Source organism: Escherichia sp. KTE114 (assembly GCF_000407765.1).
Lineage (GTDB): Bacteria > Pseudomonadota > Gammaproteobacteria > Enterobacterales > Enterobacteriaceae > Escherichia > Escherichia ruysiae.
Genome location: NZ_KE136626.1, coordinates 35,909 through 59,884 on the forward strand (window position 1 = coordinate 35,909; position 23,976 = coordinate 59,884).

At 51.7% G+C, this 23,976-nt stretch carries 26 protein-coding genes; 21 read left to right on the forward strand and 5 right to left on the reverse strand.

The window, feature by feature from the left end; translation table 11 throughout:
- The first annotated feature begins 232 nt into the window (after positions 1–232).
- The 6 genes from glaH (at position 233) to csiR (ending at position 7,584) form a co-directional block, all read left to right on the forward strand.
- Complete coding sequence (gene glaH / locus WC5_RS20200) at positions 233–1,210, forward strand: glutarate dioxygenase GlaH (protein ID WP_010352484.1); 978 nt, start codon at positions 233–235, stop codon at positions 1,208–1,210.
- Positions 1,211–1,229: 19 nt separating this feature from the next.
- Positions 1,230–2,498: an L-2-hydroxyglutarate dehydrogenase gene (gene lhgD / locus WC5_RS20195; RefSeq protein ID WP_000271901.1), complete on the forward strand. Its 1,269-nt coding sequence runs from the start codon at positions 1,230–1,232 to the stop codon at positions 2,496–2,498.
- A gap of 22 nt (positions 2,499–2,520) precedes the next feature.
- Positions 2,521–3,969, forward strand: coding sequence for an NADP-dependent succinate-semialdehyde dehydrogenase (gene gabD, locus WC5_RS20190; RefSeq protein WP_000772835.1), 1,449 nt, complete (start codon positions 2,521–2,523; stop codon positions 3,967–3,969).
- Between the two features lie 13 nt (positions 3,970–3,982).
- Entirely contained in the window at positions 3,983–5,263 is a 1,281-nt protein-coding gene (gabT, locus tag WC5_RS20185) for a 4-aminobutyrate--2-oxoglutarate transaminase (RefSeq protein WP_000097673.1), read from the forward strand.
- Between the two features lie 237 nt (positions 5,264–5,500).
- Complete coding sequence (gene gabP, locus WC5_RS20180; RefSeq protein ID WP_010352480.1) at positions 5,501–6,901, forward strand: GABA permease; 1,401 nt, start codon at positions 5,501–5,503, stop codon at positions 6,899–6,901.
- A gap of 20 nt (positions 6,902–6,921) precedes the next feature.
- The gene (gene csiR / locus WC5_RS20175; protein WP_000156830.1) at positions 6,922–7,584 is read left to right on the forward strand and encodes a DNA-binding transcriptional regulator CsiR; all 663 of its coding nucleotides are present in this window, start codon (positions 6,922–6,924) and stop codon (positions 7,582–7,584) included.
- Here csiR and kbp read toward each other — a convergent pair whose 3' ends face one another.
- A complete protein-coding gene (kbp, locus tag WC5_RS20170) occupies positions 7,585–8,034 on the reverse strand; it encodes a potassium binding protein Kbp (RefSeq protein ID WP_000522418.1) in 450 nt (149 codons plus the stop codon).
- A gap of 82 nt (positions 8,035–8,116) precedes the next feature.
- Complete coding sequence (locus tag WC5_RS20165; protein WP_000508177.1) at positions 8,117–8,275, reverse strand: YqaE/Pmp3 family membrane protein; 159 nt, start codon at positions 8,273–8,275, stop codon at positions 8,117–8,119.
- A 182-nt stretch (positions 8,276–8,457) separates the two neighbouring features.
- On the opposite strand from WC5_RS20165, the gene WC5_RS20160 reads away from it, so the two are divergent.
- Positions 8,458–8,757, forward strand: a complete 300-nt coding sequence (locus tag WC5_RS20160; RefSeq protein ID WP_000137274.1) for an ArsR/SmtB family transcription factor — start codon at positions 8,458–8,460, stop codon at positions 8,755–8,757.
- 9 nt (positions 8,758–8,766) lie between these two features.
- The gene (locus tag WC5_RS20155; RefSeq protein WP_001229481.1) at positions 8,767–9,291 is read left to right on the forward strand and encodes a rhodanese family protein; all 525 of its coding nucleotides are present in this window, start codon (positions 8,767–8,769) and stop codon (positions 9,289–9,291) included.
- 46 nt (positions 9,292–9,337) lie between these two features.
- On the opposite strand, the gene stpA is transcribed toward WC5_RS20155, so the two are convergent.
- Positions 9,338–9,739, reverse strand: coding sequence for a DNA-binding protein StpA (gene stpA / locus WC5_RS20150; protein WP_000115375.1), 402 nt, complete (start codon positions 9,737–9,739; stop codon positions 9,338–9,340).
- 668 nt (positions 9,740–10,407) lie between these two features.
- On the opposite strand from stpA, the gene alaE reads away from it, so the two are divergent.
- Positions 10,408–10,857, forward strand: a complete 450-nt coding sequence (gene alaE, locus WC5_RS20145; RefSeq protein WP_000492675.1) for an L-alanine exporter AlaE — start codon at positions 10,408–10,410, stop codon at positions 10,855–10,857.
- 36 nt (positions 10,858–10,893) lie between these two features.
- Here the strand turns inward: alaE and WC5_RS20140 are convergent, their stop codons facing one another.
- Positions 10,894–11,238 carry a DUF2002 family protein gene (locus tag WC5_RS20140; protein WP_000281310.1) on the reverse strand — a complete coding sequence of 115 codons (345 nt, stop codon included), beginning with the start codon at positions 11,236–11,238 and terminating at the stop codon, positions 10,894–10,896.
- A gap of 151 nt (positions 11,239–11,389) precedes the next feature.
- Here WC5_RS20140 and WC5_RS20135 point away from each other — a divergent pair, with 151 nt between their 5' ends.
- Positions 11,390–11,719, forward strand: coding sequence for an ElaB/YgaM/YqjD family protein (locus WC5_RS20135; RefSeq protein WP_010352475.1), 330 nt, complete (start codon positions 11,390–11,392; stop codon positions 11,717–11,719).
- A gap of 55 nt (positions 11,720–11,774) precedes the next feature.
- Here WC5_RS20135 and pdxR read toward each other — a convergent pair whose 3' ends face one another.
- Positions 11,775–13,109 carry a MocR-like pyridoxine biosynthesis transcription factor PdxR gene (gene pdxR / locus WC5_RS20130; protein WP_001138443.1) on the reverse strand — a complete coding sequence of 445 codons (1,335 nt, stop codon included), beginning with the start codon at positions 13,107–13,109 and terminating at the stop codon, positions 11,775–11,777.
- A gap of 87 nt (positions 13,110–13,196) precedes the next feature.
- On the opposite strand from pdxR, the gene WC5_RS20125 reads away from it, so the two are divergent.
- The 11 genes from WC5_RS20125 to ygaH all read left to right on the forward strand — a co-directional run bounded on the left by WC5_RS20125 (position 13,197) and on the right by ygaH (position 23,931).
- A complete protein-coding gene (locus tag WC5_RS20125) occupies positions 13,197–13,628 on the forward strand; it encodes a carboxymuconolactone decarboxylase family protein (protein WP_000209799.1) in 432 nt (143 codons plus the stop codon).
- Positions 13,629–13,836: 208 nt separating this feature from the next.
- Positions 13,837–14,082 (forward strand): glutaredoxin-like protein NrdH, encoded by a 246-nt coding sequence (gene nrdH, locus WC5_RS20120; protein ID WP_001223227.1) that lies wholly within the window; start codon positions 13,837–13,839, stop codon positions 14,080–14,082.
- Positions 14,079–14,489 (forward strand): class Ib ribonucleoside-diphosphate reductase assembly flavoprotein NrdI, encoded by a 411-nt coding sequence (nrdI, locus tag WC5_RS20115; protein WP_000080947.1) that lies wholly within the window; start codon positions 14,079–14,081, stop codon positions 14,487–14,489. The genes nrdH and nrdI overlap by 4 nt, the downstream gene beginning before the upstream one ends.
- Positions 14,462–16,606 (forward strand): class 1b ribonucleoside-diphosphate reductase subunit alpha, encoded by a 2,145-nt coding sequence (nrdE, locus tag WC5_RS20110; protein WP_000246549.1) that lies wholly within the window; start codon positions 14,462–14,464, stop codon positions 16,604–16,606. Before nrdI ends, nrdE begins: the two co-directional genes overlap by 28 nt.
- Before the next feature lie 138 nt (positions 16,607–16,744).
- Complete coding sequence (gene nrdF, locus WC5_RS20105; protein ID WP_000777985.1) at positions 16,745–17,704, forward strand: class 1b ribonucleoside-diphosphate reductase subunit beta; 960 nt, start codon at positions 16,745–16,747, stop codon at positions 17,702–17,704.
- Positions 17,705–18,059: 355 nt separating this feature from the next.
- The gene (gene proV, locus WC5_RS20100; RefSeq protein WP_000985506.1) at positions 18,060–19,262 is read left to right on the forward strand and encodes a glycine betaine/L-proline ABC transporter ATP-binding protein ProV; all 1,203 of its coding nucleotides are present in this window, start codon (positions 18,060–18,062) and stop codon (positions 19,260–19,262) included.
- Positions 19,255–20,319: a glycine betaine/L-proline ABC transporter permease ProW gene (gene proW / locus WC5_RS20095; protein WP_000774969.1), complete on the forward strand. Its 1,065-nt coding sequence runs from the start codon at positions 19,255–19,257 to the stop codon at positions 20,317–20,319. The genes proV and proW overlap by 8 nt, the downstream gene beginning before the upstream one ends.
- Before the next feature lie 57 nt (positions 20,320–20,376).
- Complete coding sequence (gene proX / locus WC5_RS20090) at positions 20,377–21,369, forward strand: glycine betaine/L-proline ABC transporter substrate-binding protein ProX (protein ID WP_001216525.1); 993 nt, start codon at positions 20,377–20,379, stop codon at positions 21,367–21,369.
- A gap of 191 nt (positions 21,370–21,560) precedes the next feature.
- The gene (locus WC5_RS20085; RefSeq protein ID WP_000165719.1) at positions 21,561–22,745 is read left to right on the forward strand and encodes an MFS transporter; all 1,185 of its coding nucleotides are present in this window, start codon (positions 21,561–21,563) and stop codon (positions 22,743–22,745) included.
- A 123-nt stretch (positions 22,746–22,868) separates the two neighbouring features.
- On the forward strand, positions 22,869–23,606 hold the full coding sequence (gene ygaZ / locus WC5_RS20080; protein ID WP_000254579.1) for an L-valine exporter subunit YgaZ: 738 nt from the start codon (positions 22,869–22,871) through the stop codon (positions 23,604–23,606).
- The gene (ygaH, locus tag WC5_RS20075) at positions 23,596–23,931 is read left to right on the forward strand and encodes an L-valine transporter subunit YgaH (RefSeq protein ID WP_000119757.1); all 336 of its coding nucleotides are present in this window, start codon (positions 23,596–23,598) and stop codon (positions 23,929–23,931) included. Before ygaZ ends, ygaH begins: the two co-directional genes overlap by 11 nt.
- Positions 23,932–23,976 lie beyond the last annotated feature (45 nt).

Consider the following 23,976-nt stretch of genomic DNA (forward strand, 5'->3'; position numbering starts at 1 on the left):
CTCTGTGCCCCGTACTGAATTGCATTAATACATTCCTGACTTAAATCCGAATTTTTTAGCCCATTGAAGGTACTCACCAAACCAAATGTTAACTATTTGTTGTTTTCGATCACAATAAGAAAACAATATGTCACTTTTGTGCGCATTTTTCAGAAATGTAGATATTTTTAGATTATGGCTACGAAATGAGCATCGCCATGTCACCCTACATCTCATAAGAGGATCGCTTCTGATGAATGCACTGACCGCCGTACACACAAACGCTGTCGATTCAGGCCAGGACTATAGCGGATTCACCCTCACCCCGTCGGCGCAATCCCCGCGTCTTCTGGAACTCACCTTCACCGAACAGACGACCAAACAGTTCCTCGAACAGGTTGCCGAATGGCCCGTGCAGGCGCTGGAGTACAAATCTTTCCTGCGTTTCCGTGTGGGCAAAATTCTTGACGACTTGTGTGCAAATCAGCTGCAACCACTGCTGTTGAAGACGCTACTAAACCGTGCTGAAGGTGCACTGCTAATCAACGCCGTGGGTGTCGATGATGTGAAGCAGGCGGACGAGATGGTGAAGCTGGCAACGGCGGTGGCGCATCTGATTGGCCGTTCCAATTTCGATGCCATGAGCGGTCAGTATTACGCGCGTTTTGTGGTGAAAAATGTCGATAACTCAGACAGCTATCTGCGTCAACCACACCGTGTGATGGAACTGCACAACGACGGCACCTACGTCGAAGAGATCACCGACTATGTGCTGATGATGAAAATCGACGAGCAGAACATGCAGGGCGGAAACTCGCTGCTGCTGCATCTCGATGACTGGGAACATCTGGACCACTATTTCCGCCATCCGCTGGCGCGTCGCCCGATGCGCTTTGCCGCACCGCCGAGTAAAAACGTCAGTAAAGATGTCTTCCATCCTGTGTTCGACGTCGATCAGCAGGGTCGCCCGGTGATGCGCTATATCGACCAGTTCGTCCAGCCAAAAGATTTTGAAGAAGGCGTGTGGTTGAGCGAGCTTTCGGACGCCATTGAAACCAGCAAAGGCATCCTGTCTGTGCCGGTTCCCGTTGGCAAATTCCTGTTGATTAACAATCTGTTCTGGCTGCACGGTCGCGACCGCTTTACCGCACATCCGGATCTGCGTCGTGAACTGATGCGCCAGCGCGGCTATTTCGCTTACGCCACTAACCACTACCAGACGCATCAGTAAACGCAAAGGAATTGAGCGGATGTATGATTTTGTGATTATTGGCGGCGGCATCATCGGCATGTCGACCGCCATGCAACTGATTGATGTCTATCCGGACGCTCGCATTGCGTTGCTGGAAAAAGAGCCCGGCCCGGCCTGTCACCAGACGGGCCACAATAGCGGCGTGATCCATGCCGGGGTCTATTACACGCCCGGCAGCCTGAAGGCGCAGTTTTGCCTGGCGGGGAACCGCGCCACCAAAGCCTTTTGCGATCAAAACGACATCCGCTACGACAACTGCGGCAAGATGCTGGTCGCCACATCCGCACTCGAAATGGAGCGGATGCGCGCGTTATGGGAACGCACAGCGGCGAACGGGATTGAACGCGAGTGGTTAAACGCCGACGAGCTGCGCGAGCGTGAACCGAATATCACCGGGCTCGGCGGTATTTTTGTGCCGTCCAGCGGCATTGTCAGCTACCGCGACGTCACGGCAGCGATGGCAAAAATCTTCCAGGCCAGAGGCGGCGAGATTATTTATAACGCCGAAGTTAGCGGCCTCAGTGAGCATAAAAACGGCGTGGTTGTCCGCACCCGTCAGGGCGGCGAGTATGAAGCGTCGACGCTGATTAGCTGTTCTGGCCTGATGGCTGACCGGCTGGTGAAAATGCTCGGGCTTGAACCCGGCTTTATCATCTGCCCGTTCCGTGGCGAGTATTTCCGCCTCGCGCCGGAGCATAACCAGATTGTTAACCACCTGATTTACCCCATTCCCGATCCAGCGATGCCCTTTTTAGGCGTTCATCTCACCCGGATGATCGACGGCAGCGTGACCGTCGGGCCAAACGCGGTGCTGGCTTTTAAACGCGAGGGTTATCGCAAGCGCGACTTCTCATTTAGCGACACGCTGGAGATTTTGGGCTCCCCGGGGATTCGCCGGGTACTGCAAAACCATCTACGCTCAGGACTGGGCGAGATGAAAAACTCGCTGTGCAAAAGCGGCTATCTGCGGCTGGTGCAAAAGTATTGTCCCCGGCTTTCGTTAAGCGATCTCCAGCCCTGGCCCGCCGGTGTGCGGGCGCAGGCGGTATCGCCGGACGGTAAGCTGATTGACGATTTTCTGTTTGTCACCACCCCGCGCACGATCCACACCTGCAATGCGCCCTCCCCGGCAGCGACATCAGCAATTCCTATTGGTGCGCATATTGTCAGCAAGGTACAAACGCTGTTGGCAAGCCAGAGTAACCCCGGACGCACGCTGCGAGCGGCCCGAAGTGTGGATGCCTTACACGCCGCATTTAATCAATAACCTTTGAAAACAGGATGTAGCGATGAAACTTAACGACAGTAACTTATTCCGCCAGCAGGCGTTGATTAACGGGGAATGGCTGGACGCCAACAATGGTGAAGTCATCGACGTCACCAATCCGGCGAACGGCGACAAGCTGGGTAGCGTGCCGAAAATGGACGCTGATGAAACCCGCGCGGCTATCAACGCCGCCAACCGCGCCCTGCCCGCCTGGCGCGCGCTCACCGCCAAAGAACGCGCCACCATTCTGCGCAACTGGTTCAATTTGATGATGGAGCATCAGGACGATTTAGCGCGCCTGATGACCCTCGAACAGGGTAAACCGCTGGCTGAAGCGAAAGGCGAAATCAGCTACGCCGCTTCCTTTATTGAATGGTTTGCCGAAGAAGGCAAACGTATTTATGGCGACACCATTCCCGGTCATCAGGCCGATAAACGGCTGATTGTTATCAAGCAGCCGATTGGCGTTACCGCCGCTATCACGCCGTGGAACTTCCCGGCGGCGATGATTACCCGTAAAGCCGGCCCGGCGCTGGCGGCAGGCTGCACCATGGTGCTGAAACCTGCGAGTCAAACACCGTTCTCTGCGCTGGCGCTGGCGGAGCTGGCGATCCGCGCGGGCGTTCCGGCTGGCGTATTTAACGTCGTCACTGGCTCGGCGGGGGCGGTCGGTAACGAACTGACCAGCAACCCGCTGGTGCGCAAACTGTCGTTTACCGGTTCGACCGAAATTGGCCGCCAGTTAATGGAACAGTGCGCGAAAGACATCAAAAAAGTGTCTCTGGAGCTGGGCGGCAACGCGCCGTTTATCGTCTTTGACGATGCCGACCTCGACAAAGCCGTGGAAGGCGCGCTGGCCTCGAAATTCCGCAACGCCGGGCAAACCTGCGTCTGCGCCAACCGTTTATACGTGCAGGACAGCGTGTATGACCGCTTTGCTGAAAAATTACAGCAGGCGGTGAGCAAACTGCATATCGGCGACGGGCTGGAGAAAGGCGTCACCATCGGGCCGCTGATCGATGAAAAAGCGGTAGCAAAAGTGGAAGAGCATATTGCCGATGCGCTGGAGAAAGGCGCGCGCGTGGTTTGCGGCGGTAAAGCGCACGAGCGCGGCGGCAACTTCTTCCAGCCGACCATTCTGGTGGACGTTCCGGCCAACGCCAAAGTGTCGAAAGAAGAGACGTTCGGCCCCCTCGCCCCGCTGTTCCGCTTTAAAGATGAAGCCGATGTGATTGCGCAGGCCAATGACACCGAGTTTGGTCTTGCCGCCTATTTCTACGCCCGTGATTTAAGCCGCGTCTTCCGCGTCGGCGAGGCGCTGGAGTACGGCATCGTCGGCATCAATACCGGCATTATTTCCAATGAAGTGGCCCCGTTCGGCGGTATCAAAGCCTCGGGACTGGGTCGTGAAGGATCGAAGTATGGCATCGAAGATTACTTAGAAATCAAATATATGTGTATCGGTCTTTAACTGGAGAACGCGAATGAGCAGCAATAAAGAGTTAATGCAGCGCCGCAGTCAGGCAGTTCCTCGTGGCGTTGGGCAAATTCACCCAATTTTCGCTGATCGTGCGGAAAACTGCCGGGTGTGGGACGTTGAAGGCCGTGAGTATCTTGATTTCGCGGGCGGGATTGCGGTGCTCAACACCGGGCACCTGCATCCGAAAGTGGTTGCGGCGGTAGAAGCGCAACTAAAAAAACTGTCACACACCTGCTTCCAGGTGCTGGCTTACGAGCCGTATCTGGAGCTGTGCGAAATAATGAATCAGAAGGTGCCGGGCGATTTCGCCAAAAAAACGTTGCTGGTGACGACTGGTTCCGAAGCGGTGGAGAACGCGGTGAAAATCGCCCGCGCCGCCACCAAACGCAGCGGCACCATCGCCTTTAGCGGCGCTTACCACGGGCGCACGCACTACACGCTGGCGCTGACCGGCAAGGTGAATCCGTACTCTGCGGGTATGGGGCTGATGCCGGGCCATGTTTATCGCGCGCTTTACCCTTGCCCGTTGCATGGCATCAGTGAAGACGATGCTATCGCCAGTATCCACCGAATTTTTAAAAATGACGCTGCGCCGGAAGATATCGCTGCCATCGTGATTGAGCCGGTTCAGGGCGAAGGCGGTTTCTACGCCGCGACGCCAGCCTTTATGCAACGTTTACGCGCACTGTGTGACGAGCACGGAATCATGCTGATTGCCGATGAAGTGCAGAGCGGCGCGGGGCGTACCGGCACGCTGTTTGCGATGGAGCAGATGGGCGTGGCACCGGATCTTACCACCTTTGCGAAATCGATCGCGGGCGGCTTCCCGCTGGCGGGCGTCACCGGGCGCGCTGAAGTGATGGATGCTGTCGCACCGGGCGGCCTGGGCGGCACCTATGCGGGTAACCCGATAGCCTGCATGGCGGCGCTGGAAGTGTTGAAGGTGTTTGAGCAGGAAAATCTACTGCAAAAAGCCAATGACCTGGGCCAGAAGCTGAAAGACGGATTGTTGGCAATCGCCGAAAAATACCCGGAGATCGGCGATGTTCGCGGTCTGGGAGCGATGATCGCCATCGAGCTGTTTGAAAATGGCGATCACAGCAAGCCGGACGCCAAACTCACCGCCGAGATCGTGGCGCGCGCCCGTGACAAAGGCCTGATTCTTCTCTCCTGCGGCCCGTATTACAACGTGCTGCGCATCCTTGTACCGCTCACCATTGAAGATGCTCAGATTCGTCAGGGTCTGGAGATCATCGCTCAGTGTTTTGATGAGGCGAAGCAATAGCACCGCACCCATGCCGGAGGCGACGCTGCGCGTCTTGTCCGGCCCACGGGAATCCAGGTCGGATAAGGCGTTTACGTCGCATCCGACAATCTGTACGTGAACAGGAATAAATCTATGTCGGCCGGATAAGGCGGAGCCGCTCTCCGGCAAAAAGAATTAATAACAATTAAACGCGTGACCCGACGCGGGAAATGTCGGGGCGCTCTCCCAAGTGACACACTTTCGAGAGGATTCAGGATGGGGCAATCATCGCAACCACATGAGCTAGGCGGCGGGCTGAAATCACGCCACGTCACCATGTTGTCTATTGCCGGTGTTATCGGCGCAAGTCTGTTTGTCGGTTCGAGCGTCGCTATCGCCGAAGCGGGTCCGGCGGTCTTACTGGCCTATCTGTTCGCCGGATTACTGGTGGTTATGATTATGCGGATGCTGGCGGAAATGGCGGTCGCCACGCCCGACACCGGTTCGTTTTCCACCTATGCCGACAAAGCCATTGGCCGCTGGGCGGGCTATACCATCGGCTGGCTGTACTGGTGGTTTTGGGTACTGGTCATTCCGCTGGAAGCCAACATCGCCGCCATGATCCTGCACTCGTGGGTTCCCGGCATTCCCATCTGGTTATTTTCTCTGGTCATCACCCTCGCCTTAACCGGCAGTAATTTATTAAGCGTTAAAAACTACGGTGAATTTGAATTCTGGCTGGCGATATGCAAAGTGATTGCCATTCTGGCGTTTATTTTCCTTGGAGCTGTAGCAATTAGCGGTTTTTACCCTTATGCCGAAGTGAGCGGTATTTCAAGATTGTGGGATAGCGGCGGCTTTATGCCGAACGGCTTTGGCGCCGTATTAAGCGCGATGCTGATCACCATGTTCTCGTTTATGGGCGCGGAAATTGTCACCATTGCCGCAGCAGAATCCGACACGCCGGATAAACATATTGTCCGCGCCACCAACTCGGTTATCTGGCGTATCTCCATTTTCTATTTGTGTTCTATTTTTGTCGTCGTGGCACTCATACCGTGGAATATGCCAGGACTGAAAACCGTGGGTTCCTACCGTTCCGTGCTGGAGCTGCTGAATATTCCACATGCAAAATTCATTATGGATTGCGTTATTTTGCTGTCGGTAACCAGCTGCCTGAACTCGGCGCTGTATACCGCGTCAAGGATGCTCTACTCCTTAAGCCGTCGCGGGGATGCGCCAGCGGTAATGGGCAAAATCAACCGTAGCAAAACCCCGTATGTGGCGGTATTACTCTCGACCGGCGCGGCGTTTTTAACGGTGGTAGTGAACTATTACGCGCCCGCCAAAGTGTTTAAATTTCTGATCGACAGCTCCGGTGCTATTGCCCTGCTGGTTTATTTAGTCATCGCCGTTTCGCAATTACGGATGCGTAAAATCCTGCTGGCGGAAGGCGGCGATATTCGCCTGCGCATGTGGCTTTATCCGTGGCTCACCTGGCTGGTGATTGGCTTTATTACCTTTGTATTGGTGGTGATGTTATTCCGCCCGGCGCAACAACTCGAGGTAATTTCCACCGGCTTATTAGCGATAGGGATTATCTGTACCGTGCCAATTATGGCACGCTGGAAAAAGCTGATATTGTGGCAAAAAACACCCGTTCATAATACGCGCTGATAATGTTCAGGAGTCACACCATGACCATTACGTCTCTGGATGGCTACCGCTGGTTGAAAAACGATATTATTCGCGGCAATTTTCAGCCGGATGAAAAATTACGGATGAGTTCGCTAACGTCGCGTTATGCACTCGGCGTCGGGCCGTTGCGGGAAGCCCTTTCGCAACTGGTGGCGGAACGGCTGGTCACGGTGGTAAATCAAAAAGGGTATCGGGTGGCGTCTATGTCAGAGCAAGAACTGCTCGATATTTTCGACGCCCGCGCCAATATGGAAGCGATGCTGGTGAGTCTGGCAATTGCCCGTGGCAGCGATGAGTGGGAGGCTGACGTTCTCGCGAAGGCACACTTGCTCGGTAAACTTGAAGCCTCTGACGCCAGCGAGAAAATGCTTGATGAGTGGGATCAGCGCCATCAGGCATTTCATACTGCGATTGTGGCGGGCTGCGGTTCCCACTATTTACTGCAAATGCGCGAGCGTTTGTTTGATCTGGCGGCGCGCTATCGGTTCATCTGGCTGCGGCAAACGGTGCTTTCTGTAGAAATGCTGGAAGATAAACACGATCAGCACCAGACCCTGACTGCGGCGGTGCTGGCGCGAGATACGGCGCGCGCCAGTGAGTTAATGCGCCAGCATTTACTGACGCCAATTCCGATTATCCAGCAGGCGATGGCTGGCAATTAACTACTCTTCAGGAATACGCAACACCTGCCCCGGATAAATTTTATCCGGGCTTTTCAGCATCGGTTTATTCGCTTCGAAGATTTTATTGTAGAGATTGGCGTTACCGTAGACCTGTTTGGAAATGGCACTCAGGGTGTCGCCAGACTTAACAGTATAAAACTGGCTGGCAGTGGCTGGCGTCGCCGTTTTTACCTGATCATCAACACTGGCAATACCGGAAATATTCCCCACTGCAACAAGGATTTTTTCCTTCGCTTCCTGACTTAAGCCGTCACCTGTAACCGTCGCTTTACCATCGACAATCTGAATATTCACTTTATCGGCATCAGGTATACCGGTTTTGTTCAGATGTTCCTGCACCTTCTTCGCCTGATCGTCTTTATCATGCTGACCAGTAACCGCGTCCCAGAGCTTTTCTCCGGCATCTTTCACAAAATTGAACAGACCCATAATTACCTCATTCGTTAACGGAAACACTCAGAAAGTGTAGCAGAGGAACGCGGCGCGTTAACGCCGCAGGATGAGCACAGGATCAATCGCGGGTTTGCACCCAGAAAGCGTGAATTAAACCAGGGATATAGCCAAGAAGTGTCAGCAAAATATTAATAATAAATGCCCAACCAAATCCTTTCCCCAGCAGCACGCCGAGCGGTGGCAAAATGATGGTGATGACGATTCTCCAGAACCCCATATTTCCTCCCTATAAGAAAATTAATCATTGTTTAAAAAGAGATTTTATCTCTTAAGCATAGTAATTTTAGCGGAGTCTGCCCGTTTCAGCCTATGCTTTTACCCTCATTTACGCTGCTGACGCTGGTATACGTTGCATTTTTAGTTTAGAGTTTACTTAATTTAGAAAACACTTAAATAAATATGACTGAACTAGCCCAACTACAGGCCAGCGCCGAACAGGCTGCGGCCTTACTGAAAGCAATGAGTCACCCCAAACGGTTGCTGATTCTGTGCATGATTTGCGGTTCCCCCGGCACCAGCGCCGGTGAACTGGCGCGTATTACCGGACTGAGTGCCTCTGCAACGTCACAGCATCTGGCACGGATGCGTGACGAAGGGCTTATCGACAGCCAACGGGATGCCCAACGCATTCTTTATTTCATTAAAAATGAGGCGGTAAATGCCATTATCGCCACCCTGAAAAACGTCTATTGTCCGTAAGGAGTAGCAATGGCTTTAACAACAATTTCACCGCATGATGCACAAGAATTAATCTCACGCGGTGCAAAGTTAATCGATATTCGCGATGCCGATGAATATCTTCGTGAACATATTCCTGAAGCGGATCTGGCACCATTATCCGTGCTGGAACAGGCTGGTCTTCCGGAAAAATTACGTAGAGAACAAATTATATTCCACTGTCAGGCTGGAAAACGCACCAGTAATAATGCACAAAAATTAGCAGCGATTGCCGCCCCCGCAGAGATATTTTTACTGGAAGGCGGAATTGATAGCTGGAAAAAAGCGGGATTGCCGGTAGCCGAAAATAAATCACAGCCTTTACCATTAATGCGTCAGGTACAGATCACAGCTGGTGGCTTAATATTAATCGGCGTCGTATTGGGTTATGCCGTGAATAGCGCGTTCTTTTTATTAAGCGGCTTTGTCGGTGCGGGATTAATATTTGCGGGTATCAGCGGTTTTTGCGGGATGGCAAGGTTGTTAGATAAGATGCCGTGGAATCAGCGAACGTAAGAAGCGACGCCGGACGCGCCATAGTGGCGGCATCCGGCAGCAGTCATTAGATCAGGAAATCGTCGAGAGATTTACCTTCAGCCAGTGCCTGAGCGATCGGTTTCGGTGTACGACCCTGACCGGTCCAGGTTTTGACTTCACCATTAAAATCGGTGAATTGATATTTCGCCGGACGCGGCTGGCGTTTTTTACCTGCACGCGGTGCAGCAGAATTATTACCGAATAACTCTTCCGGGTTAATTCCGTCAGCCTTCATCAGCTCCAGCCAGGTGCTAATTTTCTCCTGGCGCTCTGCCAGTTCACGCTGCTGCTGTTCTTCTTCTTCACGTCTTTCTTTAGTGACAACCCTGAATTTTTCGAGCATTTCTTCAAGAACGTCAATGGAGAATTCGCGAGCCATCGCACGGAGGGTGCGAATGTTATTTAAACTTTGTAACATTACGGACATAATAAAGAAAACCTTTTAACGCCAAAACAAAAAAAGTATTTCGTCGCGTAGTGTAAGCGATCACTTATTATATTTCCACAAAATTTAATCTATTTACAGTCGCGTGCGATATTATTTCAACCGTTATTTCCAGACAAATTAATAATTATTTTCAGTTTATATATTAGCCATTTGGCTTATCATTCCAGACATTTGCGAATAATCGGGTGCTCTCTGCGCCATCATCACCGAATGTAGATTAAAGACAAGTGAATAAAAATGCATAAACAAAGAATAAAACAAATTTTCAGCAACTGAAGTTTTATGCTGACATTAGTGGCTTCAGGTCATTAAAAATGCTAAATGAGCTCAACCCCCTACTTAAGCCGGATTGTCTACGCTTTATAGCGTTAACATCTCTTAACCTCCCCACCAGCACAGTTCAAAATAACCACGTAATGATATGATTTTAAATAAAATTATTCATGGAGGCATTTAAAAATCCATAATGTATAAAAAATACGCCATTGCGGAACATTTTATCTACAAAAACAAAATAAATAAAAATTTTTCACTAATTGATTACTGACAACCAGCAATATACGCTATGCAAAAATGAAACAGGCAGTCTAAAGCACTGCTTCCATTTCCATTCATATCCGATTTCGCTTTTATTAAGGAGCATTAACATGTTCTCACCGCAGTCACGCTTGCGTCATGCAGTTGCAGACACGTTCGCGATGGTTGTTTATTGTACTGTCGTGAACATGTGTATTGAAGTTTTCCTCTCCGGGATGAGCTTCGAACAGTCTTTTTATTCCAGGCTGGTGGCCGTTCCGGTGAATATCTTAATTGCATGGCCATATGGCATGTACCGCGATCTGTTTATGCGCGCGGCACGCAAAATTAGCCACTCTGGTTGGACAAAAAATCTGGCTGATATTCTGGCTTATGTGACGTTCCAGTCACCGGTGTATATGGCGATCTTATTAGTGGTAGGCGCAGACTGGCACCAGATTATGGCTGCGGTCAGTTCAAACATCGTTGTTTCGATGCTGATGGGGGCGGTCTATGGCTACTTCCTTGATTACTGTCGCCGCTTGTTCAAAGTGAGCAGCTACCAGCAGGTAAAAGCCTGACCCTTCTTTTCGCGACTGGCATCGCCAGTCGCGTCTTTAACTGGCTTCGCCAAATAAGCCATGCAAATAACGTTCAAGCGCAACACGCGAACTAAAGCCATGCGGGATACCGTAATGCTCATGACGTTCACCCGCTAAATAGAGCGGAAATTGCTGGTAATGATCGCAAGTTTTAATATCGGAAGCAGGTTCAGCCAGTGTGGAACTACGTTCTTTTAATGTTGGATGAATTATCAGTGCGGTACGTCCCATTCTCGCTTCGCGGTTAACATAGACATAATGTTCCCCACGGCGGTAACCGTATGCTTTCTGGGTTACTACATCGACAGTAAAACCGACTTTCTCAAGTACGCGCGCCACCTCGTCTGGTCGTAAATACATATTTTATCCTCGTTATTATCTACTGCGCGCCTACCTTACCTGATTGCGCATTCCCAACGCTTTCAGAAAAGTCCATAAAGCCGCGATGAATCTCTGTTAAGAAAATTATGGTCTACACTGAAAATTACATCGAATTCTAATGGGGGATCATATGTTTAACAGACCGAACCGCAACGACGTCGATGATGGCGTGCAGGATATTCAGAATGATGTCAATCAATTAGCCGACAGTCTCGAATCTGTATTGAGGTCCTGGGGCAGCGACGCAAAAGGTGAAGCCGAAGCCGCACGCAGTAAAGCTCAGGCTCTACTGAAAGAAACCAGAGCGCGGATGCATGGTCGTACTCGCGTCCAGCAAGCCGCGCGCGATGCAGTTGGCTGCGCAGATTCTTTTGTTCGTGAAAGACCCTGGTGTAGCGTGGGTACAGCAGCTGCGGTAGGTATTTTTATCGGCGCGCTGTTAAGCATACGCAAATCGTAATGCAACAATGATAATAAATACGCGTCTTTGACCCCGAAGCCTGACTTCGGGGTTTTTAACTTAAGGCACCGCGTAATTGTTGTGCCACCTGCTGCGCCATGCTTTCGCTAACGATATTGGTAAACGAGAGAAGCAATCCTCCTTCCCCACTTGAGCAGATACGCCAGTCGCTAAGTGCCTGTACCGCAAGGCCAGCAGCATTGGCTTTACGCGCGTGGACAATATCGTCGCCCACCATGCTGATAACCATCTGGATGCCCCCTTTTTGTGGCACAACCTGGAATCCTTGTTGCGTAAGCGCCTGCTCAATCCACTGCCTACGCTGAGCATAGTGCTGACGCATTTTCTTCAGATGCCGCCAGAAATGCCCCTCGCGAAGAAAGTCTGCCAGTGTGTTCTGCCATAGAACAGGCACTGCACATGGCTCCCGTGACGCCTGTTGGCGGAATTGTGCAATCTGCTCCACCGGCACCACCAGCCACGCACAGCGCAATGCAGGAAATAGCGATTTGCTGAATGTTCCGGCATAAATCACCCGCTGCGGCGCGTCGAGGCTTTTCAGTGCCGGTAATGGCTTACCGTGATAACGGAATTCACTGTCGTAATCGTCTTCAATAATCCACGCCTGCGCACGCTCTGCCCACGCCAACACCTGATGCCTGCGCGCCAGAGAGAGCGCAACACCGAGCGGGCTTTGATGCGCAGGAGTTATCAGAGCAAAACGTGCATCAGGATAATTTTGCATTCCGCTTGCGACATCCAGTCCGTTGTCATCAACAGGCACAGGTAAAATTTCCACACCGTGGCGATTAACAATCGGGCGAATCAGCGGAAAACCAGGATCTTCCATCCACATCCCGTCTCCCGGTTTCGCCAGCGCGTACAGAATTAAGGCCATTGAGGCTGCATAACCGTGAGTGATAAAGATCTGTTCTGGCTGGCATTCAATCCCGCGTGAGACGCGTAAATAATCAACAATTGCCTCGCGCAACACCACTTCACCACAGACATCGCCTAACGCCAAATCAAAGCGCGTCTGGGTACGAAGGCGACGCCCCATCACCCGCGCCCACAGCTCACGCGGAAAGAGATCGAGTGCGGGTAATCCCATCTGGAATGGCAGCGGTTGCTGGCTTTCACCGGCAAAGGCAAGCACATCCACAGCGGATTGTTGGGGATGTATCTGCTCACTGACAAAGGTGCCTGCCTGCCCTCGTCGAACCAGCCATCCCTGCGCCACCAGCTCAGCATAAGCATTTTCGACAGTGGATCGGGACACGCCCAGCTCCTGTGACCAGGTACGACTGGAAGGTAGCCTTGCGCCGGGTTTCAGTTCCCCTTGCTCAATAGCCGTTTTTAACTGACGTGCGATATCCTGATAGCGCGGCATATGGTCTGCTTTTTTAGGTAATTTATGGCTCTCTTTAGCAGTCCATTATAGTGCTACATTGCGGGCGTTAATAAGAGGAGAAACTGTATGACTACATTACGTCAGCCTTACTACGAACTTAGCCCGGCAGTGTATAGCGCGCTGGTGCAGGCCAAAACGGCGCTGGAAAATAGTGCGCTGGATACCACACTGATGGAGTTAGTTTATTTGCGCGTCTCGCAAATCAACGGCTGCGCATTTTGTCTGGAGATGCACAGTAAAGCATTACGTAAATCCGGTGTGCCACAGCACAAGCTGGACGCTCTTGCAGGCTGGCGGGTGAGCCATCATTTTGACGATCGCGAGCGGGCGGCGCTGGCATGGGCGGAATCGGTGACCGATATTGCCCGAAGCCATGCAGAAGACGACGTTTATCAACCTTTGCTTGAATATTTCAGCGCAGCAGAAATCAGCGACCTGACTTTTGCCATCGGACTGATGAATTGCTTTAACCGCCTGGCCGTTTCCATGCGGATGTAATTTCCTGATGCCGGGTAATCACCCGGCTATAGAACACAAAACCCCCTACCCCGTTGAGCCACTCAACGGTGGTGAGATTTATCGAAATTTCCCATATCTTGTATGGTTGAATCTTTTTTCAACTACATCTAGTATCCCTGTATCAACAGAGAGACAACCCGACGCGTATCATCGCGCCGTATCTTCATTTTAAGCGGAAATACGAATCATGCGCATTACTATTTACACTCGTAACGATTGCGTTCAGTGCCACGCCACCAAACGGGCGATGGAAAACCGGGGCTTTGATTTTGAAATGATTAATGTCGATCGCGTTCCTGAAGCGGCGGAAGCGTTGCGTGCTCAGGGCTTTCGTCAGTTGCCGGTTGTGATTGCAGGCGATCTTAGCTGGTCTGGTTTTCGCCCGGACATGATCAATCGTCTGCATCCAGCGCCACACGCGGCCAGTGCATGAGCCAGCTCGTCTACTTCTCCAGCAGCTCCGAAAATACGCAGCGTTTTATCGAACGTTTAGGGCTACCCGCCGTGCGCATTCCACTCAATGAGCGGGAACGGATCCAGGTAGACGAGCCTTACATTCTGATCGTGCCCTCTTACGGCGGTGGCGGTACGGCTGGCGCTGTGCCACGACAGGTGATTCGCTTTTTAAACGACGAGCATAACCGGGCGTTGCTTCGCGGCGTTATTGCTTCGGGTAATCGCAACTTTGGTGAGGCGTATGGTCGCGCCGGAGATGTAATAGCCCGAAAATGCGGTGTGCCGTGGCTGTACCGCTTTGAACTCATGGGTACGCAAAGCGATATCGAAAACGTTCGTAAAGGAGTAACCGAATTTTGGCAACGACAACCGCAGAATGCCTGACGCAGGAAACGATGGATTACCACGCTCTGAATGCGATGCTTAACCTTTACGATAGCGCAGGCCGCATTCAGTTCGATAAAGACAGCCAGGCCGTTGACGCCTTTATAGCGACGCATGTGCGTCCGAACAGTGTGACCTTCAGTAGCCAGCAGCAGCGCCTGAACTGGCTGATCAACGAAGGTTACTATGATGAAAGCGTTCTTAATCGCTACTCTCGCGACTTTATCATTACGCTGTTTGCCCACGCGCATGCCAGCGGTTTTCGTTTCCAGACATTCCTCGGAGCATGGAAGTTTTACACCAGCTATACGTTGAAGACATTCGATGGCAAGCGTTATCTGGAAGATTTTGCCGATCGAGTAACGATGGTGGCGCTGACACTGGCACAAGGCGATGAAACACTGGCGACGCAACTGACTGATGAGATGCTGTCTGGACGTTTTCAGCCTGCCACGCCAACATTCCTCAACTGCGGTAAACAGCAGCGCGGCGAACTGGTTTCCTGTTTTCTGCTGCGTATTGAAGACAATATGGAGTCGATTGGTCGGGCGGTAAATTCCGCACTGCAACTGTCAAAACGCGGCGGCGGTGTGGCTTTTTTGCTGTCGAATCTGCGGGAAGCGGGCGCGCCAATTAAACGTATTGAAAATCAATCTTCTGGCGTGATTCCGGTGATGAAAATGCTGGAAGACGCATTTTCCTATGCCAATCAGCTCGGCGCTCGTCAGGGAGCTGGGGCTGTATATCTGCACGCGCATCATCCCGATATTCTGCGTTTTCTCGACACGAAACGGGAAAATGCCGACGAGAAAATCCGCATTAAAACGCTGTCGCTGGGCGTGGTGATCCCGGATATCACCTTCCATCTGGCGAAAGAGAATGCGCAGATGGCACTGTTTTCGCCTTATGACGTTGAGCGGGTTTACGGCAAGCCGTTTGCCGATATTGCCATCAGCGAACACTATGACGAACTGGTTGCCGACGAACGCATCCGCAAAAAATATATCAATGCGCGTGATTTCTTCCTGCGGCTGGCGGAGATCCAGTTTGAATCCGGCTATCCCTACATCATGTATGAAGACACGGTTAACCGTGCTAACCCTATTGCCGGACGCATAAATATGAGCAATCTTTGCTCAGAGATTTTGCAGGTTAACAGCGCCTCAGAGTATGACGAGAATCTCGACTATGCGCGCACAGGCCATGATATTTCCTGCAATTTAGGTTCGTTGAATATTGCCCACACCATGGATTCCCCCGACTTTGCCCGCACGATAGAAACAGCCGTGCGCGGTTTAACAGCGGTGTCAGATATGAGTCATATCCGCAGCGTGCCGTCTATTGAGGCCGGAAATGCCGCCTCACACGCCATCGGGCTGGGGCAGATGAATTTACACGGTTATCTGGCGCGGGAAGGCATCGCCTATGGTTCACCGGAAGCTCTGGATTTCACCAATCTCTATTTCTACACCATCACCTGGCACGCCCTGCGTACTTCAATGTTGCTGGCGCGCGAACGCGGTGAAACCTTTGCCGGGTTCAAACAGTCGCGCTATGCCAGCGGTGAATATTTTAGCCAATATCTGCAAGGTAACTGGCAGCCGAAAACGGCGAAAGTTGGCGAACTGTTTGCCCGTAGCGGTATTACGTTACCTACCCGTGAGATGTGGGCGCAGCTGCGCGACGACGTGATGCGCTATGGCATATACAACCAGAATCTCCAGGCGGTGCCGCCAACCGGTTCTATCTCTTATATCAACCATGCCACGTCGAGTATTCATCCGATTGTGGCGAAAGTAGAGATCCGCAAAGAGGGCAAAACAGGACGCGTTTACTACCCTGCCCCGTTTATGACTAACGAGAATCTGGCGCTGTATCAGGACGCTTACGAAATCGGCGCGGAAAAGATTATCGACACCTACGCCGAAGCGACACGCCATGTCGATCAGGGGCTGTCGCTGACGCTGTTTTTCCCCGATACCGCCACAACCCGCGATATCAACAAAGCGCAGATTTACGCCTGGCGTAAGGGAATCAAAACGCTCTATTACATTCGCCTGCGTCAGATGGCGCTGGAAGGTACTGAAATTGAAGGCTGCGTCTCCTGCGCGCTCTAAGAGACTGAAAAACAATTGCAATATATTGAATTTGCAAGATTTTGTAGGCCGGATAAGGCGTTCACGCCGCATCCGGCAGGAACAAAGCGCACATTGCCAAAAATCGGAGTCTGATGAGTCCGGCTTTAAGGAATATCTATGAAACTCTCACGTATCAGCGCCATCAACTGGAACAAGATTACTGATGATAAAGATCTGGAGGTGTGGAATCGCCTGACCAGTAATTTCTGGCTACCGGAAAAAGTGCCGCTGTCGAACGATATCCCCGCCTGGCAGACATTAAGCGCCGTAGAGCAACAACTGACGATGCGTGTTTTTACTGGCCTGACGCTGCTCGACACGCTGCAAAATGTTATCGGCGCACCCTCGCTGATGCCCGATGCGCTCACGCCCCATGAAGAGGCGGTATTATCGAATATCAGCTTTATGGAAGCGGTTCATGCCCGCTCTTACAGCTCGATTTTCTCGACGTTGTGCCAGACAAAAGATGTCGATGCCGCCTACGCCTGGAGTGAAGAAAACGCGCCGTTGCAGCGAAAAGCACAGATTATTCAGCAACATTATCGCGGCGATAATCCGCTGAAAAAGAAAATCGCCAGTGTCTTTCTGGAATCATTTTTGTTCTACTCCGGCTTCTGGCTGCCGATGTATTTTTCCAGTCGCGGTAAGCTGACCAATACCGCAGACCTGATCCGTCTGATTATCCGCGATGAAGCAGTGCACGGTTATTACATCGGTTATAAATATCAGAAAAACCTGGAAAAAACCTCCCAGGCACAACGCGAAGAGTTAAAGAGTTTTGCCTTCGATTTGTTGCTGGAACTCTACGACAACGAACTGCAATACACCGATGAGCTGTACGCCGAAACCCCGTGGGCTGACGATGTAAAAGCGTTTCTCTGCTACAACGCTAATAAAGCATTAATGAATCTGGGGTACGAACCGCTTTTCCCGGCAGAAATGGCGGAAGTGAATCCGGCAATCCTCGCCGCGCTTTCGCCGAATGCCGATGAAAATCACGATTTCTTTTCCGGTTCTGGCTCCTCTTATGTGATGGGAAAAGCGGTCGAAACAGAAGACGAAGACTGGAATTTCTGACACGGTTATTTTAAAAAATATCATCAACCACAGCAGGGAAATAATTTCCATTAAGTAGCTTTTTATCACACAAATATTTTGTGGTGATCTACACTGATACTCTGTTGCATTATTCGCCTGAAACTACAATATTCAGGCGTTTTTTCGCTATCTATAACAAAAAATATCAACTTTTCTCGATTTGCTCTCAGCCCTTATATCACGGGAAATTCCGGCAATTTGCTCACGTCAATATTCATGCCACATTTGCCCTCAGGGGTTGCCTCAGATTCTCAGTATGTTAGGGTAGAAAAAAGTGACTATTTCCATCGGGTAATATATCGACATAAACAAATAACAGGAATCTTTCTATTGCATGGCAATTAAATTAGAAATTAAAAATCTTTATAAAATATTTGGGGAGCATCCACAGAGAGCTTTCAAATATATCGAACAAGGACTTTCAAAAGAACAAATTCTGGAAAAAACAGGGCTATCGCTTGGCGTAAAAGACGCCAGTCTGGCCATTGAAGAAGGCGAGATATTTGTCATCATGGGATTATCCGGTTCGGGTAAATCCACAATGGTACGCCTTCTCAATCGCCTGATTGAACCCACCCGTGGACAAGTACTGATTGACGGTGTGGATATTGCCAAAATATCCGACGCCGAACTCCGTGAGGTGCGCAGAAAAAAGATTGCGATGGTCTTCCAGTCCTTTGCCTTAATGCCACATATGACCGTGCTGGACAATACTGCGTTTGGTATGGAATTGGCCAGAATTAACGCCGAAGAACGCCGGGAAAAAGCTATTGATGCACTGCGTCAGGTAGGGCTGGAAAATTATGCCCACAGCTACCCGGACGAACTCTCGGGCGGGATGCGTCAACGTGTCGGATTAGCTCGCGCATTAGCCATCAATCCGGATATTTTATTAATGGACGAAGCCTTCTCGGCGCTCGATCCACTAATTCGCACCGAGATGCAGGATGAGCTGGTAAAATTACAGGCGAAACATCAGCGCACCATTGTATTTATTTCTCACGATCTCGACGAAGCTATGCGTATTGGCGACAGAATTGCCATTATGCAAAATGGTGAAGTCGTTCAGGTCGGTACACCGGATGAAATTCTCAATAATCCGGCGAATGATTATGTCCGTACCTTCTTCCGTGGTGTTGATATTAGCCAGGTGTTCAGCGCAAAAGATATTGCCCGCCGCAGCCCTAATGGCTTAATTCGTAAAACGCCCGGTTTCGGCCCGCGTTCGGCACTGAAATTATTGCAGGATGAAGACCGCGAATATGGTTACGTCATCGAACGCGGTAATAAGTTTGTCGGCGCAGTCTCTATCGATTCGTTAAAAGCAGCATTAACGCAGCAGCAAGGTCTTGATGCGGCGCTGATTGATGCGCCGTTAGCGGTCGATGCACAAACGCCTCTTAGCGAGTTGCTCTCTCATGTCGGACAGGCGCCCTGTGCGGTGCCCGTGGTCGACGAAGACCAACAGTATGTCGGCATCATTTCGAAAGGAATGTTGCTGCGCGCTTTAGATCGTGAGGGGGTAAACAATGGCTGATCAAAACAATCCGTGGGATACCACGCCAGCGGCGGACAGTGCCGCACAATCCGCAGACGCCTGGGGTACACCGGCTCCAGCACCGACTGATGGCGGTGGCGCTGACTGGCTGACCAGTACGCCTGCGCCAAACGTCGAGCATTTTAATATTCTCGATCCGTTCCATAAAACGCTGATCCCGCTCGACAGTTGGGTCACTGAAGGGATCGACTGGGTCGTTACCCATTTCCGTCCCGTCTTCCAGGGCGTGCGCGTTCCGGTTGATTATATCCTCAACGGTTTCCAGCAATTGCTACTGGGTATGCCTGCGCCAGTGGCGATTATCGTTTTCGCTCTCATCGCCTGGCAGATTTCCGGGGTCGGAATGGGCGTGGCGACGCTGGTTTCGCTGATTGCCATCGGCGCAATCGGTGCCTGGTCGCAGGCCATGGTCACCCTGGCGCTGGTATTAACTGCCCTGCTGTTCTGTATCGTCATTGGTCTGCCGCTGGGGATCTGGCTGGCGAGAAGTCCGCGAGCAGCGAAAATAATCCGTCCACTGCTTGATGCCATGCAGACTACGCCCGCGTTTGTTTATCTGGTGCCAATCGTCATGCTGTTTGGTATCGGTAACGTGCCGGGCGTGGTGGTGACGATCATCTTTGCTCTGCCGCCGATTATCCGTCTGACCATTCTGGGGATTAACCAGGTTCCGGCGGATCTGATTGAAGCCTCGCGCTCATTCGGTGCCAGCCCGCGCCAGATGCTGTTCAAAGTTCAGTTACCGCTGGCGATGCCGACCATTATGGCGGGCGTTAACCAGACGCTGATGCTGGCCCTTTCTATGGTGGTCATTGCCTCGATGATTGCCGTCGGCGGGCTGGGTCAGATGGTACTTCGCGGTATCGGTCGTCTGGATATGGGGCTTGCCACCGTTGGCGGCGTCGGGATTGTGATCCTCGCCATTATCCTCGATCGCCTGACGCAGGCCGTTGGGCGCGACTCACGCAGTCGCGGCAACCGTCGCTGGTACACCACTGGCCCTGTTGGTCTGCTGACCCGCCCATTCATTAAGTAACTCTGCACTTGCCCGGTGACGCCGGGCATTATCACCCTGCCAAAAAAAGGAATAACAATGCGACATAGCGTACTTTTTGCGACAGCGTTTGCCACGCTTATCTCTACACAAACTTTTGCTGCCGATCTGCCGGGCAAAGGCATTACTGTTAATCCAGTTCAGAGCACCATCACTGAAGAAACCTTCCAGACGCTGCTGGTCAGTCGTGCGCTGGAGAAATTAGGTTATACCGTCAATAAACCCAGCGAAGTGGATTACAACGTTGGCTACACCTCGCTTGCTTCCGGCGATGCAACCTTCACCGCCGTGAACTGGACGCCACTCCATGACAACATGTACGAAGCTGCCGGTGGCGATAAGAAATTTTATCGTGAAGGGGTATTTGTTAACGGCGCGGCGCAGGGTTACCTGATCGATAAGAAAACCGCCGACCAGTACAAAATCACCAACATCGCGCAACTGAAAGATCCGAAGATCGCCAAACTGTTTGATACCAACGGCGATGGCAAAGCGGATTTAACCGGTTGTAACCCCGGCTGGGGCTGCGAAGGTGCCATTAATCACCAGCTTGCTGCGTATGAACTGACCAACACCGTGACGCATAATCAGGGTAACTATGCGGCGATGATGGCCGACACCATCAGTCGTTACAAAGAGGGCAAGCCGGTGTTTTACTACACCTGGACGCCGTACTGGGTGAGTAACGAACTGAAGCCGGGCAAAGATGTCGTCTGGTTGCAGGTGCCGTTCTCCGCACTGCCGGGCGATAAAAACGCCGATACCAAACTGCCGAATGGCGCGAATTACGGCTTCCCGGTCAGCACCATGCATATCGTTGCCAACAAAGCCTGGGCTGAGAAAAACCCGGCGGCAGCGAAACTGTTTGCCATTATGCAGTTACCGGTTGCGGACATTAACGCCCAGAACGCCATTATGCATGACGGCAAGGCCTCAGAAGGCGATATTCAGGGTCACGTTGATGGCTGGATCAAAGCCCACCAGCAGCAGTTCGATGGCTGGGTAAATGAGGCGCTGGCAGCGCAGAAGTAATTTTTATTCGGGCGGATAAGGCGTTTTCGCCGCATCCGCCTTCTGTGCACAATGCCTGATGCGACGCTGGCGTCGTCTTATCATGCCTACAAATCACACCGCACATTTCAACAATCAATCTTTCACCCCACATCCATAAACATCCGCTATTATTGCTTTTCAGACTAATCATCACCTGATAAACAACAATAATGACTAAACCCAATCACGAGCTTAGCCCGGCGCTGATCGTGCTGATGTCGATCGCCACCGGTCTGGCGGTCGCCAGCAACTATTACGCCCAGCCATTGCTCGACACCATCGCGCGTAACTTTTCCCTTTCTGCCAGTTCGGCGGGCTTTATTGTCACCGCCGCGCAGCTAGGTTATGCCGCCGGTCTGCTATTTCTTGTTCCACTGGGTGATATGTTTGAACGCCGCAGGCTGATCGTCTCAATGACCTTACTGGCAGCCGGTGGCATGTTAATCACTGCCAGCAGTCAGTCGCTGGCGATGATGATCCTCGGTACGGCATTAACCGGTTTATTCTCGGTCGTGGCACAAATTCTGGTTCCGCTGGCGGCAACACTGGCCTCACCGGAAAAACGCGGCAAGGTGGTTGGCACTATTATGAGCGGCCTGCTACTGGGCATTTTGCTGGCGCGTACCGTTGCCGGGTTGCTGGCAAATCTCGGCGGCTGGCGCATCGTTTTCTGGGTCGCAGCAGTATTAATGGCGCTAATGGCGCTGGCGTTGTGGCGCGGCCTGCCGCAGATGAAATCAGAAACCCACCTCAACTACCCACAGTTGTTAGGTTCCGTTTTCAGCATGTTTATCAGCGATAAGATCCTGCGCACCCGCGCGGTGCTGGGCTGCCTGACCTTTGCTAACTTCAGCATTCTGTGGACATCAATGGCCTTTTTGCTTGCCGCACCGCCTTTTAACTACAGCGATGGAACGATTGGTCTGTTTGGCCTTGCAGGAGCCGCTGGGGCGCTGGGCGCACGTCCGGCAGGTGGTTTTGCCGATAAGGGTCAATCGCACCTGACAACAACTTTCGGCCTACTGCTGCTGTTGCTCTCATGGCTGGCGATCTGGTTTGGTCACACTTCCGTGCTGGCGCTGATTATCGGCATCCTGGTGCTGGATCTCACCGTACAGGGCGTGCATATCACCAATCAAACCGTGATTTATCGTATTTATCCTGATGCACGTAATCGTCTGACCGCAGGCTATATGACCAGTTACTTTATTGGCGGTGCCGCCGGTTCACTGATTTCGGCCTCTGCCTGGCAACATGCCGGTTGGGCTGGCGTTTGCCTGGCTGGTGCGACGATTGCCCTGGTTAATCTGTTAGTCTGGTGGCGAGGTTTTCATCGTCAGGAAGCCGCTATTTAGACAATCAGCAACCGTTTTCGTGGCTTTACACTTATAAGGGTGTTAAGAAGCCCATCAGTCTGATAAGGTTAAGATATTCATTCAGTCTATTTATAATTTTAACAGTCGTTAAGCGTACACTCTATGGTAAGCCCTACTCCTCTGCCTGCTTCTGGTTCGGCGACCTTCATGGAAGGATGCAAAGACAGTTTACCGATTGTTATTAGTTATATTCCGGTGGCCTTTGCTTTCGGTCTGAATGCGACCCGTCTGGGATTCTCTCCTCTCGAAAGCGTTTTTTTCTCCTGCATCATTTATGCAGGCGCGAGTCAGTTCGTCATTACCACGATGCTGGCAGCCGGGAGTAGTTTATGGGTCGCTGCGCTGACCGTCATGGCAATGGATGTTCGCCATGTTCTGTATGGCCCATCGTTGCGTAGCCGCATTGTTCAGCGTTTGCAAAAATCGAAAACTGCATTGTGGGCGTTTGGCCTGACGGATGAAGTTTTTGCCGCAGCAACGGCAAAGCTGGTGCGCAATAATCGCCGCTGGAGCGAGAACTGGATGATTGGCATTGCCTTCAGTTCATGGTCATCGTGGGTATTTGGTACGGTTATAGGGGCATTCTCCGGCAGCGGTTTGCTGCAAGGTTATCCAGCCGTTGAAGCAGCATTAGGCTTTATGCTACCGGCGCTCTTTATGAGTTTTCTGCTCGCCTCTTTCCAGCGCAAACAATCCCTTTGCGTTACCGCAGCGTTAATCGGCGCCCTTGCGGGCGTAACGCTATTTTCTATCCCCGTCGCCATTCTGGCAGGCATTGTCTGTGGCTGCCTCACTGCGCTAATTCAGGCATTCTGGCAAGGAGCGCCCGATGAGCTATGAGGTTCTGCTGCTTGGGTTACTGGTTGGCGCGGTTAATTACTGCTTTCGCTATTTGCCGCTGCGCCTGCGTGTGGGTAATGCCCGCCCAACCAAACGTGGTGCGGTGGGTATTTTGCTCGACACCATTGGCATAGCCTCTATTTGTGCTCTGCTGGTTGTCTCTACCGCACCAGAAGTGATGCACGATACACGTCGTTTCGTGCCCACGCTGGTCGGCTTTGCGGTACTGGGTGCCAGTTTCTATAAAACACGCAGCATTATCGTCCCGACACTGCTAAGTGCGCTGGCCTACGGGCTCGCCTGGAAAGTGATGGCGATTATATAACCCACAAGAATCATTTTTCTAAAACAATACATTTACTTTATTTGT

What these genes read in the sequence shown, in the direction of transcription:
- glaH (WP_010352484.1), top strand. Translation starts at nt 233, where the DNA reads ATGAATGCACTGACCGCCGTACACACAAACGCTGTCGATTCAGGCCAG.
- lhgD (WP_000271901.1), top strand. Translation starts at nt 1,230, where the DNA reads ATGTATGATTTTGTGATTATTGGCGGCGGCATCATCGGCATGTCGACC.
- gabD (WP_000772835.1), top strand. Translation starts at nt 2,521, where the DNA reads ATGAAACTTAACGACAGTAACTTATTCCGCCAGCAGGCGTTGATTAAC.
- gabT (WP_000097673.1), top strand. Translation starts at nt 3,983, where the DNA reads ATGAGCAGCAATAAAGAGTTAATGCAGCGCCGCAGTCAGGCAGTTCCT.
- gabP (WP_010352480.1), top strand. Translation starts at nt 5,501, where the DNA reads ATGGGGCAATCATCGCAACCACATGAGCTAGGCGGCGGGCTGAAATCA.
- csiR (WP_000156830.1), top strand. Translation starts at nt 6,922, where the DNA reads ATGACCATTACGTCTCTGGATGGCTACCGCTGGTTGAAAAACGATATT.
- kbp (WP_000522418.1), bottom strand. Translation starts at nt 8,034, where the DNA reads ATGGGTCTGTTCAATTTTGTGAAAGATGCCGGAGAAAAGCTCTGGGAC.
- WC5_RS20165 (WP_000508177.1), bottom strand. Translation starts at nt 8,275, where the DNA reads ATGGGGTTCTGGAGAATCGTCATCACCATCATTTTGCCACCGCTCGGC.
- WC5_RS20160 (WP_000137274.1), top strand. Translation starts at nt 8,458, where the DNA reads ATGACTGAACTAGCCCAACTACAGGCCAGCGCCGAACAGGCTGCGGCC.
- WC5_RS20155 (WP_001229481.1), top strand. Translation starts at nt 8,767, where the DNA reads ATGGCTTTAACAACAATTTCACCGCATGATGCACAAGAATTAATCTCA.
- stpA (WP_000115375.1), bottom strand. Translation starts at nt 9,739, where the DNA reads ATGTCCGTAATGTTACAAAGTTTAAATAACATTCGCACCCTCCGTGCG.
- alaE (WP_000492675.1), top strand. Translation starts at nt 10,408, where the DNA reads ATGTTCTCACCGCAGTCACGCTTGCGTCATGCAGTTGCAGACACGTTC.
- WC5_RS20140 (WP_000281310.1), bottom strand. Translation starts at nt 11,238, where the DNA reads ATGTATTTACGACCAGACGAGGTGGCGCGCGTACTTGAGAAAGTCGGT.
- WC5_RS20135 (WP_010352475.1), top strand. Translation starts at nt 11,390, where the DNA reads ATGTTTAACAGACCGAACCGCAACGACGTCGATGATGGCGTGCAGGAT.
- pdxR (WP_001138443.1), bottom strand. Translation starts at nt 13,109, where the DNA reads ATGCCGCGCTATCAGGATATCGCACGTCAGTTAAAAACGGCTATTGAG.
- WC5_RS20125 (WP_000209799.1), top strand. Translation starts at nt 13,197, where the DNA reads ATGACTACATTACGTCAGCCTTACTACGAACTTAGCCCGGCAGTGTAT.
- nrdH (WP_001223227.1), top strand. Translation starts at nt 13,837, where the DNA reads ATGCGCATTACTATTTACACTCGTAACGATTGCGTTCAGTGCCACGCC.
- nrdI (WP_000080947.1), top strand. Translation starts at nt 14,079, where the DNA reads ATGAGCCAGCTCGTCTACTTCTCCAGCAGCTCCGAAAATACGCAGCGT.
- nrdF (WP_000777985.1), top strand. Translation starts at nt 16,745, where the DNA reads ATGAAACTCTCACGTATCAGCGCCATCAACTGGAACAAGATTACTGAT.
- proV (WP_000985506.1), top strand. Translation starts at nt 18,060, where the DNA reads ATGGCAATTAAATTAGAAATTAAAAATCTTTATAAAATATTTGGGGAG.
- proW (WP_000774969.1), top strand. Translation starts at nt 19,255, where the DNA reads ATGGCTGATCAAAACAATCCGTGGGATACCACGCCAGCGGCGGACAGT.
- proX (WP_001216525.1), top strand. Translation starts at nt 20,377, where the DNA reads ATGCGACATAGCGTACTTTTTGCGACAGCGTTTGCCACGCTTATCTCT.
- WC5_RS20085 (WP_000165719.1), top strand. Translation starts at nt 21,561, where the DNA reads ATGACTAAACCCAATCACGAGCTTAGCCCGGCGCTGATCGTGCTGATG.
- ygaZ (WP_000254579.1), top strand. Translation starts at nt 22,869, where the DNA reads ATGGTAAGCCCTACTCCTCTGCCTGCTTCTGGTTCGGCGACCTTCATG.
- ygaH (WP_000119757.1), top strand. Translation starts at nt 23,596, where the DNA reads ATGAGCTATGAGGTTCTGCTGCTTGGGTTACTGGTTGGCGCGGTTAAT.